At 68.3% G+C, this 14267-nt stretch carries 14 protein-coding genes; 4 read left to right on the forward strand and 10 right to left on the reverse strand.

The window, feature by feature from the left end; all coding sequences use genetic code 11:
* Positions 1-455: 455 nt before the first annotated feature.
* From IEY86_RS22395 to IEY86_RS22405, 3 genes are all read right to left on the reverse strand, one after another.
* Positions 456-677, reverse strand: a complete 222-nt coding sequence (locus IEY86_RS22395; protein ID WP_010981499.1) for a helix-turn-helix domain-containing protein — start codon at positions 675-677, stop codon at positions 456-458.
* Complete coding sequence (locus tag IEY86_RS22400) at positions 677-1162, reverse strand: DUF2975 domain-containing protein (protein ID WP_189133599.1); 486 nt, start codon at positions 1160-1162, stop codon at positions 677-679. The genes IEY86_RS22395 and IEY86_RS22400 overlap by 1 nt, the downstream gene beginning before the upstream one ends.
* Before the next feature lie 588 nt (positions 1163-1750).
* Positions 1751-2605: a helix-turn-helix domain-containing protein gene (locus tag IEY86_RS22405; protein WP_189133600.1), complete on the reverse strand. Its 855-nt coding sequence runs from the start codon at positions 2603-2605 to the stop codon at positions 1751-1753.
* Positions 2606-2906: 301 nt separating this feature from the next.
* Here IEY86_RS22405 and IEY86_RS22410 point away from each other — a divergent pair, with 301 nt between their 5' ends.
* The 3 genes from IEY86_RS22410 to IEY86_RS22420 all read left to right on the forward strand — a co-directional run bounded on the left by IEY86_RS22410 (position 2907) and on the right by IEY86_RS22420 (position 5479).
* The gene (locus tag IEY86_RS22410; RefSeq protein ID WP_189133601.1) at positions 2907-3377 is read left to right on the forward strand and encodes a hypothetical protein; all 471 of its coding nucleotides are present in this window, start codon (positions 2907-2909) and stop codon (positions 3375-3377) included.
* Between the two features lie 388 nt (positions 3378-3765).
* Positions 3766-4332, forward strand: a complete 567-nt coding sequence (locus tag IEY86_RS22415; protein WP_189133602.1) for a hypothetical protein — start codon at positions 3766-3768, stop codon at positions 4330-4332.
* Between the two features lie 316 nt (positions 4333-4648).
* Complete coding sequence (locus IEY86_RS22420; protein WP_189133603.1) at positions 4649-5479, forward strand: chitosanase; 831 nt, start codon at positions 4649-4651, stop codon at positions 5477-5479.
* 204 nt (positions 5480-5683) lie between these two features.
* On the opposite strand, the gene IEY86_RS22425 is transcribed toward IEY86_RS22420, so the two are convergent.
* The 5 genes from IEY86_RS22425 to IEY86_RS22445 form a co-directional block, all read right to left on the reverse strand.
* Positions 5684-6079, reverse strand: coding sequence for a hypothetical protein (locus tag IEY86_RS22425; protein ID WP_189133604.1), 396 nt, complete (start codon positions 6077-6079; stop codon positions 5684-5686).
* 260 nt (positions 6080-6339) lie between these two features.
* Positions 6340-6714: a hypothetical protein gene (locus tag IEY86_RS22430; protein ID WP_189133605.1), complete on the reverse strand. Its 375-nt coding sequence runs from the start codon at positions 6712-6714 to the stop codon at positions 6340-6342.
* A gap of 43 nt (positions 6715-6757) precedes the next feature.
* On the reverse strand, positions 6758-7138 hold the full coding sequence (locus IEY86_RS22435; protein ID WP_189133606.1) for a hypothetical protein: 381 nt from the start codon (positions 7136-7138) through the stop codon (positions 6758-6760).
* A gap of 476 nt (positions 7139-7614) precedes the next feature.
* Entirely contained in the window at positions 7615-8763 is a 1149-nt protein-coding gene (locus tag IEY86_RS22440; RefSeq protein ID WP_373287074.1) for an FAD-dependent oxidoreductase, read from the reverse strand.
* Between the two features lie 815 nt (positions 8764-9578).
* Positions 9579-10895: an SAM-dependent methyltransferase gene (locus IEY86_RS22445; protein WP_189133607.1), complete on the reverse strand. Its 1317-nt coding sequence runs from the start codon at positions 10893-10895 to the stop codon at positions 9579-9581.
* 1088 nt (positions 10896-11983) lie between these two features.
* Between IEY86_RS22445 and IEY86_RS22450 the strand changes: the two genes are divergently transcribed.
* The gene (locus tag IEY86_RS22450; protein WP_229698666.1) at positions 11984-12892 is read left to right on the forward strand and encodes an SGNH/GDSL hydrolase family protein; all 909 of its coding nucleotides are present in this window, start codon (positions 11984-11986) and stop codon (positions 12890-12892) included.
* A 292-nt stretch (positions 12893-13184) separates the two neighbouring features.
* Here IEY86_RS22450 and IEY86_RS22455 read toward each other — a convergent pair whose 3' ends face one another.
* Entirely contained in the window at positions 13185-13721 is a 537-nt protein-coding gene (locus tag IEY86_RS22455; protein ID WP_189133608.1) for a LysR substrate-binding domain-containing protein, read from the reverse strand.
* Complete coding sequence (locus tag IEY86_RS38140) at positions 13654-14076, reverse strand: LysR family transcriptional regulator (protein ID WP_373287075.1); 423 nt, start codon at positions 14074-14076, stop codon at positions 13654-13656. The genes IEY86_RS22455 and IEY86_RS38140 overlap by 68 nt, the downstream gene beginning before the upstream one ends.
* Positions 14077-14267: the final 191 nt, after the last annotated feature.

The following is a 14267-nucleotide window of genomic DNA, read 5'->3' on the forward strand; positions in this document are numbered from 1 at the left end:
CCTCCAGCACCCCTGAGGGCTCCGGCAGGCTGGAAGCAGGTGATCTCGTTGGTCTTCTCGCCCACGTCGAGTTGGGCCAGGACCGGGCCGCAGAGGTGGCCGCCGGCGGCGAGCAGATGAATCTTGCGGTCCGTGGCGGGCACCGCTTCGGGGACAGCGGATCGGGCCGTACGCCGAGGTGCTCCAGGACGGACGGCCGGGCGTCGGTGATCCACTCGCCCACCGCCGGCAGGCAGGGCGCTCCGGCCGGAACCGCGTACGCACGGGGGTTTGCGGTGGGGAGGTCACGTTCGCAGGTCGCGATCGTCGACCAGGGCGGTGGGGTGCAGGTCAACCGGAATCCACCAACGGGGTCGGGGCGGCGCTGCGGGTGATCGGCGGTCACGTCCATGCGGTCCACGTGCCGCGTCACGGGCCGGTGGTGCCAGGCGTTTTCGTGCCCGCCCCGTGGCACGTCATCCGCCCGCGGCGTCCTCGGCCTCCCAGCGCAGCAGGTCGCCCGGCTGGCACTTGAGCACCTCGCAGAGCGCGGCGAGCGTCGCGAAGCGCACCGCCTTGGCGCGGCCGTTCTTGAGTACCGCCAGGTTGGCGGGCGTGATCCCTACGCGGTCCGCGAGCTCGCCCACGGACATCTTCCGCCGGGCCAGCATCACGTCGATGTCGACGGCGATCGGCATCAGATCACCTCGTCCAACTCGGCCTGCATCTGCGCCGCTTCGACGTCGCGCGCGACGGCCTGGGCGAGCAGCATCCGCAGCACGAGCACGATGAGCGCGACCCCCAGGATGGCCACGCCGACCCCGCCCATGATGAGGGTGACGCCCGGGTCGGCCCGCTGGCCCGGCGCATTGAGGGCCGTGACCGCGAACCACATGAGGGCAGCCGCCACGATCGCGCCGATCACGACGTCCACGTACCGGAAGGCGGCGTGGGAGAACACGGTTCCGCGTCGCACCATCGTCACCAGCCGCCATACGCAGACCAGGGCGGCCTGGACCGACACCATGCCCAGGATCGTGATCACGCGCAGCGGGGTCAGTGGGAGCGACCCGTCCTCCGGGTCGGTGGCCAACGCCCACACCATCAATGCCTGTACGAACACGGTGCCGGCGAGCACCACCACGAGCACGGCGCGCAGCGCACGCACTGTCAGCTTTCCCATGACCCGTCCTTACATCGAGTTGCGATGGGAATCTATCGACTTTCGATAGAATGAGCAAGAGTTGAGGCGGAGGGTGGGCGGCGGTTATCGCACCGTGGCGGGACGCCGCCGCCTCTCATGGCATGGCGGTTGCACGAACCGTCTTGATCTTGTCGAAGTCGGCCTCGCTTGAGCACAAATCGGACACCACCCGAGTACGCCGAAGCCCTGCACGGCCAGCCGATCGGTCACGGTCTCGCCGGACGCCGACCCGAGCGCGGCCGGGCCCCGGCCCAGCCAGCGCCCGGGCGGCACACCCGCCTCCTCCTGCGCGCCGCGCAGCGGCTTGTCCGCCGGACGGTGACCGTCGCCGCGCGGAAGCAGTAGCGCCACCCCGCACCCGCAGCCACCTTCGCAATAGACGCCTCGCCCCTGCCTCACCGCGGAGGGCCCACGTGCCGGATCCGAGCCAGATCGAGCGGACAACCACGGACAGCCGGAACGGAGCGGTTCCTCGCAGGCCGTCCCACCGGGGCCACTGGCACGCCGAGCACGCACCGCTTCCTGGCACTCCCGTCACGGGCCGTTCGGTGCTCCATCGGTCGGTCTTCACATCACCCCGAGTCCTTCGACCAGCCAGCAGTGGGTGGCCCCCAGGTTGGGTCTGCGGTCAGCAGTGACGGTGGCGACGTGCTGCCAGTAGCGGCGGAAGAGGGGGACTGTGCCGCGGAACTCCGCGCCCATGAAGGCGCGGAAGGTCGGGCTGTCCTGCTCTTCGCGGGCGCGTGCGCAGGCCTGGGCGAAGTGGTCCAGCGCGTTGCCCTGCCGGGGCGGCAGGCCGTCGGCGACAGCGTCGGCGGCGAGTTCTGAGGCATCGAGCAGTTCGGAGTACAGCGAAGCCTTGTCGCGTACGTGCGGAGCAACCCAGTAAGCGAGGAAGTCCGGGTGCGCGGTGAGGGAGTGGAGTTCGGCATAGGCCAGAACCTCCTGTGGCGACGGATCCCGTGGTGGTTCCGGAACAGCCTGCGCGGCGATGGCATCGGTCAGGCGCGCCGGTACCGACGCCGGGATTATCCGCTCCCAGGCCCGGGAGAGGTCCTTATGGGCTTCGGGCAGCCGCTGCACCCGGGACAGCACCTCCAGACGGCGCAGCTGCTCCGGCCGTGAGCAGTTGTCCAGGGCCTGCAAGGTGGCCTGGCGCCAGCGCAGTTCGGCCAACCGGCTCTGCACCAGGTCGAGCTCGCCGACCAGGAGGTCACTGAGCGTGCGCTCGCCGGTGGCCAGTTGGGTGATGGTGGCGATCGGGGTGTCCAGCGCGCGCAGCCGCTGCACCAGGCGGAGCCGTTCCAGGGCCTGCGGCGCGTACCGACGGTGGCCGCCGACGCTGCGCTCGGCCATGGGCAGCAGTCCGATGTCGGAGTAGTACCGGATCGTCTTCACCGGCAGTCCGGTGCGAGCCGCCAAGTCCCCAATGGTCCACGTGATCTGACTCACAACCGCTTGAACCTCCAGCGCGCGGGAGCTCTTAGCGTACGAAGCACCGGCCGAACAGGCCAGGCGGGGACCGGATACCTCGTGCTCCGGCAGCCCGCAGCGCCAGGGGTCTGTCCAGCCACGTAACCGATGGAAGGGCGCCGACGGCGCCCCTGACCTCACTCCTGGAGTCTTCCTGATCAAGATGGCAGACATCTCGAACGCCGGGAACCCACTCAAACTGATGTTCCTCACCTATCCGTTCGCATCCCCTGCGACAAGGAGAACCAGCATGCAGACCGTGCTCCGCAGCGCCACCCTGGCCACCGCAATGGCCGCCCTCGCTCTCACCGGCATTGCCATGGCCCCCTCAGCGAACGCAACAACCGTGCCCTGCTCCGCCGACCCGACGGGCAACTACTGGGGCCTGTGCGACCGCTACACCGACGACGGTGACTCCGGCGGCGTCAGCGGCAGCGTGGAATTGGGCGAGAGCGGGGACTACGACACCAACATCAGCAACTACTTCGATGCCAAGGGCGAACACGTCTACCTCTTCAACGAGGGCATGAATCGCACCCTGCACTTCCGCGTGTACTGGAAGGACTCCGCCGGCAGGATCCATACCGCGGTCGACACGTCCATTGCCCCCAACGGTCCCTCCAAGGACTACGACCTGTCGCTCGCCGAAGGCGTCCAGGTCGGCATCGACATACGCAGCAACGCCACTGGCCGCGTCGCCCTCAACAGCCTGCGCGCGTAAAGCCTCCCAGCCGCACGAAGGCGCCCGCACCCAGCCAAAGGATGCGGCCGCCTTCGTGTTGCCCGGAAGGCAGTGCCGCTCTCCGCTTCCGTCGCCTCTCCCGCTGGTCGATGTCACTTGCGGCACTGCCCGACCGCACCCGCGGCCTGGTCCGCATCGCCACCGCGGAGCACGCACTGATCACCTTGCGGTGCTCTGCCCTGTCGGATGGGCCCTGAACCTCTCTCAGGGTCGACTACAGGGATAGCTGGGCTGTGCGTGCGTCAGCCGGTTTGATGCCGACTCACCCTCGGCTGCCTGCCGCTCCGAATGAGCAATGGCGAACAGTATATGGCCTGGTGTGTGAGCACTTGCCTGCCTCAGTGTGACCACATCGCCGACCGTGAGCGTGACCAGCAAGGAGCCGGGGCGCAGTGGTCGGCTTCATTCATCCCCCATAGTCGGGCGAGTCAAATATTTCACGCTCCGCCCAGCACACACCAGTGAGGTCGACTTGTTCGATTCGAGGATTCGAGGCGGTAAAGCTCGCGGCAACCGGAAGTCGTTCCGGATTGCAATGGCGGCGCTGGCCGTGGTTGTTTCCGGGGTGCTTGCCGCTCCGGCGCATGCCACGGAATCGGGGGGCTCGGTGGCCTCCTCGACCAGAAGCTTCAACTTCAACACCTGCGATCTGCGCACTCTGGCGGTAGAGGTTCAGAAGACCTATGGACATCGGGGCAACATCATGGTGTGGAAGGGAGGTTCCCGGTCCGGTTCCCAGTTCAACGGGGTCGTGGACAGTGGTAAGGAAATTTCGCCGTCGCAGTGTGGTACGGATCCACACAGCGACTACTATTGGGCGGTATTCAAGGACGGCTGGTTCGAACGGCAGGGTGACGGCGGCTACAACAAGTGGGCATGGATCGCCAATGTCACTCGTTCGCATGACTGGCGCCTCGACTTCCACGGATGGTGAGTCCCACAGGCAGTGAAGGTCGGCGTCGGCGGTCTGCTTCTCGGCCAACGTGGCGGGTATGAGGACCCGGCGCCAGAGCAAAGGGACTGTCAGGGTACGAAGCGCCCGCTTCCAGCAGTGTGGCTGCCGGAAGCGGGCGCTGTCCGTATCGGGGCGGACAGGGCCGGGCAAGGCCACCCCTCACTACTTCCTCAGCCCGGTCACCGCGATCCTCGTGCGGTACGGGTCCCACGCGGCTGTTGAGCCGCTTGCCTGACAGGAAAACTTACTGATCAATCCTGTCCCCGATGGAAAAGCGCTCTCCCCCGGAGGTCCCATGGAACCCCTGCGCCATCAGACATCGCGTCGCACCCTGCTCACCCTGATCGGAGCCACCGTCGTGGCCGGTCCGCTCCTCGCGACGCAATCCGCCACCGCGGCCACCACCCGGGCGAGTGGGATCGGGCTCGACGACCCGGTCAAGAAGGAGATCGCCATGCAGCTCGTCTCCAGCGCGGAGAACGCCTCGCTGGACTGGCGGGCCCAGTACCGCTACATCGAGGACATCGGCGACGGCCGCGGCTACACGGCCGGGATCATCGGCTTCTGCTCGGGCACCGGCGACATGCTCGACCTCGTCGAGCTCTACACCCGACGCGAGCCCGGCAACGTACTCGCCCCGTACCTGGACGCCCTGCGCGCGGTCGACAACACCGACTCGCACGAGGGCCTGGACCCGGGCTTCCCCGAGGACTGGCAGACGGCGGCCGACGATTCCGGGTTCGAGCGGGCCCAGGACGACGAGCGCGACCGCGTATATTTCGATCCGGCGGTCGCACAGGGCAAGGCGGACGGCATCGGAGTGCTGGGCCAGTTCTGCTACTACGACGCCCTCGTGATGCACGGCAACGGCAGCGACCCAATAAGCTTCGGCGGCATCCGCAGGCGCGCCCTCTCCGTTGCCGCGCCTCCGGCCCAGGGCGGCGACGAAGTGACGTACCTCAACGCCTTCCTCGACGCGCGGGTCTGGGCGATGAAACAGGAGGAGGAACACTGGGACACCAGCCGCGTCGACACCGCCCAACGGGTGTTCCTGCAGAACGGCAACCTCGATCTGGACACGCCGCTGGACTGGCATGTGTACGGGGACCCCTACCACATCGGCTGACAGCGCCGAGCAGCGACCAAGCAGCAGTCTCGGCCGGGAGGACGAAACCGGCCGAGGCCTGATCGACCTGGCCCCTGTAGCGATGGGAAGCCACTGATCGCAGCAGTGCGCAGAGAGGTCCGGGGCATCCGCCGATCCATGGACGACGGATGCCCCCTCTTTGCGCCCAGGAGATCCACTCGAACCCGACGCCGACCGACGACGTCAGGAGGAGGTGAGCGGTGAGTCCCATTCCATGCCGGTTGTGTAGTCGTAGAGCTTGACCCAACACTCCCCTTGTTGCCCGACCTTGAAGACATACGTGCGGATTTGGGGATAGCGGACGGGGAAGGTCCCGTCATCGCCGAACCAACGGCCGTTTGAGCAGTTCAGGTTGAAGTCCACTGTGTGCCCATTCAGATCCGAGCCCACGACCACCGAGGCGTTGTAGCCGTCTGGAACGGTTTGGACGCACACCTTCGAAGCCCCTCTGGGACCCGCGTGGTCGTTGCAGTGCCAGGCGAAGTCGGCATGGGCGGAGGATGCGAAAGTCAACGAAGCAGCGGCGGTGCCGAGGCCGGCGGTCAGGGCGGCGAACGTCCGCCTCTTGAGGGTTGCCATGGAGTCTCCTGTCTTCCTGAGTCATCGAAGGAGGGGTGACGGGGACGAAGTTATGCGGCATGGCTGCTCAGTCGCCAGGCATGATCCATGGTCTGAACTACTCACTTCCGGGCACCGGGCTCACGCCCTCGGGGAGCCTCCCGTCGCGCAACCTCCCTGGACCGAGCAGCCACGTTGCGACGCGTGGCCGGTCAAAGGCAAGTGGACCGCCCTGCCCGCGAGATCCATTGCGGGCAGGGCGGTCCGGCTGAGCGGCGGCGTCAGCGCTCGATGTTTGGTGTGTACCACTTCTTTCCGGCAGTCCGGTCCGAGAGTAGGACGTGGCAGAGGCCTTGAGGGGGAATCCGGAAGTTATAGGTGTACGTCTTGCGTTGTCCGGCGTGGAAGGCGCCGTCATCGCCGTGGGGAGGGCCCTTTTCGCAGAAGAGGTAGAAGCGTAGCTCGTGTCCGTCGAAATCATCGCCATGAGACAACAGCAAAGCGGCCGTGGTGGAGCACCTGAAAGGTTGCCCTTCGTCCAACACAGCGCTGTCCGCCCGTTCGTCGACCAAGTCGCCGTGCCCTTCGGTCAGCAGGCGGATGGGTTGGAGCCCGCTCGAAGGGACGGCCTGATCTGCCAGGGACAGACAGGCCATCCCCCGAACCGTGTGCCCGACCGGTGTAGCGCGGGGGTGGGAATCAGCGGGAGATACTCGGCGTGTCCCACTGCTCGCCCGTACTCCTGTTGAGGAGGCGGACGAAGCAGCTGCCCTGGCGACCGACCTTGAAGATGTAGCTCTTCTCCTTGCCGAATTCGGCCACGAAGGAACCTTCGTCGCCGTACCAGGTGCCGTTCGCGCACCAGAGGTTGAAGTCCAGCGTGTCATTGGCCAGGTCGTACCACGGAGTGACAGACGCCCGGTATCCGTCGGGATCGTCATTGATGCATACCGTCGAGATCCCGGCGGCGCTGCACTTCACCGGCCCAGCCGCATTGGCGGGAGGAGCCGCCAGCAGCGATGCAGCCGCCACAACCAGAGCTCCCGCAGCAGTTGTCATCGTCCTCATGTGCTTGTTCATCTTCATCCTTCGATGTGTTGCTCTACGGGGTTCGGCAAGAAACCGGGCCGTTTTGATCCGGCGCGCTGGTGGCGGACCCCTCCGTGGCTGCCGCGCCCTGACCCGAATCAAGTGCGTTGCCCAAGGGTGCCAACAGCCGACTTCTCACCATCGACGACTCCGCCCACACATATGCGCCGGGGTCGTGACACGGATGAAGCTATGGGGAACGGTTACTCAGCCAACAGGCACGTTTCATGCCTGAAGCTGCTCACGCGGGGAGGGATGTGCGAGTCCACATCTGCTTGGTCGGAAGGCGCCGCTGAGCAGCCACCCCCGATGGCCCGAACGAGGCTGCCGGCAACCGTTGCCGCGTGCGGCCCGACGTGCCCACGAAGGATCGCTGCCAGGCACCTCCCGGGCACCGTGTCGGCGCCGGCGCGGGCCGATGTGAGGGATCCTCCGCCGACGAGGGGCGCCGGCGTCGAGGTTCTGGGTCATTCGGTTGTGAAGGAGGCGAGCATGTCGACGAGAGGCTGTGGGGCACGGTCGTTGAAGATGGTCTCCAGGCCCTTCGCCGACTGCCGGGCGGTCTTCTCACTGCGCGGGAAGAGGATGCCCTCGTACACCGTCAGCGCTGTCTCGGTGTCCCCGGGATGTGAGGCCAGTGCCCGGCCGAGATCGGCGCCGTCGATCATGGCGAGGTTGGCGCCTTCTCCTGCGAAGGGGGACATCAGGTGCGCCGCGTCACCGAGCAAGGTGACACCGGGGGTGCGCTTCCACAGGTGGCCGACGGGCAGCGCCTGGATCAGGCGAGGGACCACCGGGCCGTCAGCATCGGCGACCAACTTGCGCAAACTGGGCGCCCAGTCCGCAAAGTGCTCCAGCAGCGCGGCTTTGGCAGAGTGGGGATCGGTGAAATCGAGGGTGGACAGCCAGCTTTCCGCAGCGCGCAGCGCGGTGTAGATGTGCAGGCTGCCGTCGCTCTCGCGGTGAGCGAGAAAGCCCTTGTTGTCGCCGAGTGCGAAGAGCATTCCTCCGCCGATCAGCTTGGCGCACTCCGGGTGACGGGCGTCGGCGTCGAGGAGGTCCAGTTCGACGAAGGAGATGCCGGTGTAGACGGGCTTGGCGGCGGAGAGCAGCGGGCGGATGCGGGACCAGGCGCCGTCCGCGCCGATGAGCAGGTCGGTGGTGAGGGCGGTCCCATCGGCGAGAGTGACCTCGTGCCGCCCGGAGTCGAGCGGTCGCGCGCCGGCGACCTTGCTGTTCCAGCGGACGGTGCCCTCGGGCAGCGAGTGGAGCAGGATTGCGCGCAGGTCGCCGCGGTCGATTTCCGGGCGGCCGCGCCCGCCGTGGTCTGCTTCTTCCATCAGGACGTGCGCGTGCCTGTCCAGGACCCGCAGGGCCTCGCCACCGGGGTGTACCTTGGCGCGGAACTCCTCATGCAGTCCGGCGGCGCGCAGGGCTGCCTGACCGGTCTCCTCGTGGATGTCGAGCATGCCGCCCTGGGTCCGAGCGTGCGCACCGGGCTCCAGGTCGAGGACCACGGTCTGGATGCCGTTCACATGCAGGACGCGTGCCAGCGTCAGTCCGCCGAGGCCGGCGCCGACGACGATGATGGGGTGGTGGGTAGCGCTCATGGTCATGCCTGCTTTCCCTTCGGGTTGGTGCTGGGGCCGCGCCCCCTTTGGCGTGGACCGGGCTGGGGCAAGGGCGCCCAGGAGGTTCTCGAGCATCGCCGCGTGCGGCTCGGCCGTGTTGGTCACATGCACAAGCAGTGGCTCGGGTCCGGTATCGAGCCACCGCACCAGGGCACCTCATCGTGACGGACTGCGGCCCTTCGCACTTCAGGCGCAATCGCGGTAGCGACGATGGCCTCATACGTAAGGGACTTGGCGGACCGCTCACGACGACCGCACGATGCGGCAGTTCTCGGAGTCACCAGTACACCGTAGCGAACATGTTCGCTACGAACAAGTTCGCCAGAGTGTGCGCAGGCCGCCACGCGGGAGCGACATTCGCCCCCAACGTCGTACGACGATGAGTTGGTGGTCGTTCGGACCCGTGCTTCCCGCGGAGCGGGCTCCGGCTGCGTGGTCCTGGCTGCTGGACGGCAGGTCCGGCGGTTCCGGTGCCGTGAGCGCGCTCTGCCCTGCGGGCTGACGTTCGTCGGCAGGCCGAGGGGTTGCCTGCCTGCACGGACGGCGAAGCGCCGGTCACTCCGGACGGTACTGGAGCGTCGTGCGACGAAGCCATCCGGCCAGGCCGGTGCCCGCCTGGCGCACGGCCCTCACCGTCCGGGCAAGCCGGCCGACGCTCCTGCGGTTGATACGGCGTCCGCCGGAGCGCCAGGTACACGTTTCACGGAAGAGCTCGTGCTTCGCGCGGCCGAACGTCTGCCGCTTCAGCTACTCGATCCGGCTGACGTGCCCTTCGACGGCGCCGCAGTCCCAGTGCTCGGTCACCACCGGCGCCCCCGCGCGATGCCGGAGACGCCGTCCGGCGTGGTCTTCACGGCCAGCACCTGGTTGACGCCCATCGCATTGTGTTCGAACCCGAGCGCCGACGCGGCCATGTACAGCCGCCACACCCGAGCCCTGCCGGGGCTCGTGAGGCGGACCGCCTCGTGCCAGTTGGCCTCCAGGTTGGCCACCCAGGCACGCAGCGTCAGGGCGTAGTGCTCCCTCAGCACCTCGACGTCTCGCACCTCGAACCCGGCCTCCTCCAGCAGGGACACGGTCGAACCGACCGGTGCGAGTTCGCCGTCGGGGAAGACGTAGCGGTCGATGAACCCGTTCATGCGGTACGACTGCTCGCTCCGCAGTGGGCGGCGCGCTATCTGGTGGTTGAGCAGGCGCCCCTCCGGCCGCAGCAGCCGGTACAACTGCCGGGCATAGGCAAGGTAGCCCTGGGCCCCGACGTGCTCGGCCATGCCGATCGAGGAGATGGCGTCGTACGGACCGTCCGCCACCTCTCGGTAATCCTGCACACGTATCTCGATCCGGTCGGACAGACCCATGTCGGCGACACGGTCGCGCGCCAGTGCGGCCTGCTCCTCGGAGAGGGTGACGCCCACGACGTGCACCTCGTGCTCCAAGGCGGCGTGCACAGCCATCGAACCCCATCCGCAGCCGACGTCGAGCAACCGCTGCCCCGGTCGAAGGGCGAGCTTGCGGCAGACCAGGTTGAGCTTGTCGTACTGCGCTTTCTCCAGCGTCGCCCCAAAAGACGGTGGGGCAGACTCCCAGTAGCCGCACGAATAGACCAGGGAGGGGCCCAGCACGAGGGCGTAGAAGTCGTTGCCCACGTCATAGTGGTGACTGATCGCGGCGCGATCACGGCCCAGGGTGTGCGCCCTGCCCCGACGGTGCGGGACCTCCTCGGCGGGCGGACGCGGAGGCATCGGATGGCGGACGAGGGCCAGCAACTCCCGCACGTCGCGAACGGTTCCGGGGGCGCGCAGGGCTTCGACAACCCGGGCCGCCGCGAAGGACCGTCCCGCGTCCCCGTCCCGCTCCCACAGCAGCCCTGCGAGCCTGTCCAGCGCCTCGTACAGGTCGCCGCCTATCGCGAGGTCCCCGGCGACCCACCCGCGGGCGAGCCCGAGTTCGCCAGGTTGCCACAGCAGGCGGCGTACCGCCCGCCGGTTGCGCACGACGAGTTCGGGCCCTTCCACCGGGCCGGACACGCTGCCGTCCCAGGCGCGGATCCGCAGGGGCAGCGGTGCGCCCAGCACGTGCTGAGCGCACCGGGCCAGAACAGCGGCTGCCTCGACCATCGGACTTTCTCCTTGCTGCCAACCCGGGCGGCGCGGCCGATCGGCGATCCAACGGGATGAACAAGATGTGAGCTGATCGGCATTAGGGGGCCCTCCTGGCCCGCCCGGAGCACGCAGGCGTGAGCGGGCCGCGGCCGACTCGGCCCCCACCCGCCCGAGGGAGCTCGGGCGACGAGTGGCCGCGCCTTGCTCCCCACGGACCGCGAAGTCTTGGAATCCGGGCCCCGGCGCGGGGGAGGGGGCGCCAGGGCCCGGAAGCGGAGTGCCCAGCCGTGATTCGGCTCTCCGGCGCGCTTGCCTGCTACGTACGTGCGCCCCGTGCGGTCCACCCGGCACCGACACGCCGGGGCAGCCGCGGGGCCGGATCACTCGCGGGATGTTGCGCCCCTGTCGTCCGCGGCGTCCGAGACCGGCACAAGGGCCGAGTCCGGCGCGAGGCAGGGCACGAGTGCCGCTCGCCGCTGCCGGAGGCCATCACGGGGTCCGGCCCTGATGGTGGCCTCGTCCGCTGCACCTGTTCACCACCCTCTTGCGCTGTCTCTGCCGTAGCGCGGGTGTGAGCCGAGAAGCTGCCGGCCAGCCCCAACAGGTGCGGCAGCTCCAGGCACGTATCACCATGCCTCACACCTCACACCTCCTCACGCGACGCTCAATGCAAGCAACGCACAACATGCGCCGCGCCCTGCGGCGCGACAACAAGGAGCACACTCCCAATCCTTCTTGGCCAAACTTGCCAACGTCTTGTCAGCCGACACAAGTCATCGGGCGCTGCTGAGCTCCAGCGAGCGCGGGGAGGGCCATGTACCCCTTGAGGTTCTCAAGCCCCATCCCCGAGTGCGGCTTCCGAGCACCGCACCGCGCGATTTTCCTCCTCCAAGCCCCCGTTGCTCGCATGGGCAGACGGTGACAGGGCGCGGGAAGGAGCTGAAATGGCCCCCTCCGCCTGACTGTCGGCGCTGTCGTGCTGTGCCCGGACAAGCCGTCGACAAGGTCCGGGCAAGCCACCTCCACGATTGTCGGGCCGTCTCCCGCGCATTGCGCCGGGGGTGATCAGACCACGCACTTCGACAAGAACTCAGAGAAGGCCCATGATGCATTCGAGAAGCAGGTTGCCCCGCGGGCGGTTCGCGGCCGTCGGAGCCGCTGTCGCCTCGGCGACCGCCCTGTCCCTGGGCGCAGCAGTCGCGGTGGCACAGAACGCGACAGCCAGCTCCGCCGACGGACCCAACTACGTCGCGATGGGCGACTCCTACGCCTCGGGTGCCGGACTGGCCGGAGTCCTTGACAAGGAGTGCGACCGCACCACCGGCAGCTACCCCACTCTCGTCTCCAAGACCGCCGCGGGGAAGAACCGCACGTTCAAGGATGTCACGTGCAGCGGGGCCACGACCGCGAACATAGCGAACCCCCAGGGTTCGAAGCCTCCGCAGGCCAGTGCCCTCACCCCCAACACCAAGCTGGTCACACTGACCCTGGGCGGCAACGATGTCGGCTTCACCTCCGTGCTCACCACCTGCGTCCTGGTCGCCTCCTCCGATCCCAACGGCAGCCCCTGCAAGAAGCACTTCACATCAGGTGGCAAGGACGTGCTGGGAGAGCGCATCAACACCGTGGAAGGCCGCATCCGCGAGATCCTGACCGACATCAGGCGGCGCAGCCCCGACGCCAAGGTGATCGTGGTCGGATATCCCGCTCTCTTCCCCGACAGCGGAGTCGGATGCAAGGAAGTTCCCTTTGCCAAGGGCGACTTCGCCTTCCTTCGGGACACGACCAAGAAGCTCAACCGGGCGCTGGCACGCCGCGCCGCGGCCGGCGGCGTCGGCGTGTCCTTCGCGGACACCTACACGCCCACTGCCGGTCACGACATGTGCCAGCCCCGTGAGCGCCGATGGATCGAATCTCTGACGCCCGCCCCCAACACCACAGCGGCCCACCCCAACGCCACCGGCCAACTCGTCATGGCCTGGGCCACCACCGCGCAGATCACCAAGCCGTAAGACCCCGTCGGCCCGCCGACGCAGCAGCGTCGGCGGGCCGGTTCGTCCAGGGCTCCGCTGGCGGGGCACCAAGGGAAAGCCGAGGGCGACCGCCCCTCGTCAAACGCAATGGTGGTGCCCGGCCCCTGGACCCGAAGAAGTGCGACGGCGGCGCCGCCACAGGACGGCAGCGCGTGGGTTCAGCCGTGTCCCGACCGGGCTCGCCGCGATGGGCGCCCTGGCCGTGACAGTGCCCACGGCCCACGCCGCCGACTGGCTCCCCGAGCCCCGAGCCCCATGGCGGACGGCTTGGTCAGCTGCGGTCAGTCACCGCCGCTGGTGCGGTCGCAGCCGGAGTGGTCGGGGTACCCGGCGAAGCCGTCCGCCTGGGTAGAGGCGCGGTTTGTGCCGATTCGTCACCGAGCAGGGCACCGACCCGCGGAGCGTTCTCGACGCCGCAATCGATTCCGCTGCCGGGCGCGGCGACGATCGGCTGGTCGAGCAGGTCCGCGACGCTCACCTCCCGGCGTGAGGCGAGCGGGTGGAGGTCGGCCACGCAGGCCACCCTGGGTTCGCTGCGCAGTACGCGCAGTTCGGATCCGTTCGGAAGGTCGACCGGCGGCCGCACGATCGCCACGTCGGTCGCATCTGTGTCCGGGCCCGCCTCGGGGAAGCGGAAGTCGAACTCCTCGACCTCCAGCGAGACCTCCGGGTACGCTCGCCGAAGGCGCGCAGGATGGCGGGCATGTGGTCGAGGGCGGAGCCGATGAGGTAGCCCAGCCTCAGCCGCCCCACCAGACCGGACGCGGCACGCTCGGCATCGCGGCGTCGAAGCGTTCCAGGACGGCACGTGCCTCCCCGAGGAACATCCGCCCGTTCGGCGTCAGCCTCACCGAGCGGGTCGTGCGCGTCAGCAGGGCGATACCGAACGCGTCCTCGAGCCGGCGCACGATCTGGCTCAAGGTGGGCTGGGACATGTGAAGCATGGCCGCGGCCCGAGACCGCGCAAGACGGTCGCCATCGCCGTCGCCCTGGGCTTCCTCTGGTGGCTGTTCAACCTGCGTCGGCGCATCGACACCGGCCGGCAGGCCCGCCGGACCGAGCGATGTCCACCCCTCCCCCGCGGCAACGCCCCCGATCGGGCCTCTGAACAACCCTCCGAGCACTCTTCGAGTGAAGACGGCGCATCGCCGACCCGATCGCACCTCCTCGCCTCGACACGGACACAACCATCACGACCGACCGGCGCGTCTGCCTTCTGGCAGACGCGCCGACGTCCTCGCCCCCGACAGCCTGCTGCGCCGTGCGCCGGGTGATACCGGGGCCGAGGGCAGGCAGTGGGCTCCGTCCTGTCGCACCCTTCCGGGCAGGACGGAGTCCGCACAGAACGATCGAG

The sequence above is a fragment of the Wenjunlia tyrosinilytica genome, from assembly GCF_014646055.1.
In the GTDB taxonomy this organism is placed as follows: domain Bacteria; phylum Actinomycetota; class Actinomycetes; order Streptomycetales; family Streptomycetaceae; genus Wenjunlia; species Wenjunlia tyrosinilytica.

What these genes read in the sequence shown, in the direction of transcription:
- IEY86_RS22410 (WP_189133601.1), top strand. Translation starts at nt 2,907, where the DNA reads ATGCAGACCGTGCTCCGCAGCGCCACCCTGGCCACCGCAATGGCCGCC.
- IEY86_RS22425 (WP_189133604.1), bottom strand. Translation starts at nt 6,079, where the DNA reads ATGGCAACCCTCAAGAGGCGGACGTTCGCCGCCCTGACCGCCGGCCTC.
- IEY86_RS22420 (WP_189133603.1), top strand. Translation starts at nt 4,649, where the DNA reads ATGGAACCCCTGCGCCATCAGACATCGCGTCGCACCCTGCTCACCCTG.
- IEY86_RS22440 (WP_373287074.1), bottom strand. Translation starts at nt 8,763, where the DNA reads ATGACCATGAGCGCTACCCACCACCCCATCATCGTCGTCGGCGCCGGC.
- IEY86_RS22435 (WP_189133606.1), bottom strand. Translation starts at nt 7,138, where the DNA reads ATGAACAAGCACATGAGGACGATGACAACTGCTGCGGGAGCTCTGGTT.
- IEY86_RS22400 (WP_189133599.1), bottom strand. Translation starts at nt 1,162, where the DNA reads ATGGGAAAGCTGACAGTGCGTGCGCTGCGCGCCGTGCTCGTGGTGGTG.
- IEY86_RS22450 (WP_229698666.1), top strand. Translation starts at nt 11,984, where the DNA reads ATGATGCATTCGAGAAGCAGGTTGCCCCGCGGGCGGTTCGCGGCCGTC.
- IEY86_RS22395 (WP_010981499.1), bottom strand. Translation starts at nt 677, where the DNA reads ATGCCGATCGCCGTCGACATCGACGTGATGCTGGCCCGGCGGAAGATG.
- IEY86_RS22430 (WP_189133605.1), bottom strand. Translation starts at nt 6,714, where the DNA reads ATGGCCTGTCTGTCCCTGGCAGATCAGGCCGTCCCTTCGAGCGGGCTC.
- IEY86_RS22445 (WP_189133607.1), bottom strand. Translation starts at nt 10,895, where the DNA reads ATGGTCGAGGCAGCCGCTGTTCTGGCCCGGTGCGCTCAGCACGTGCTG.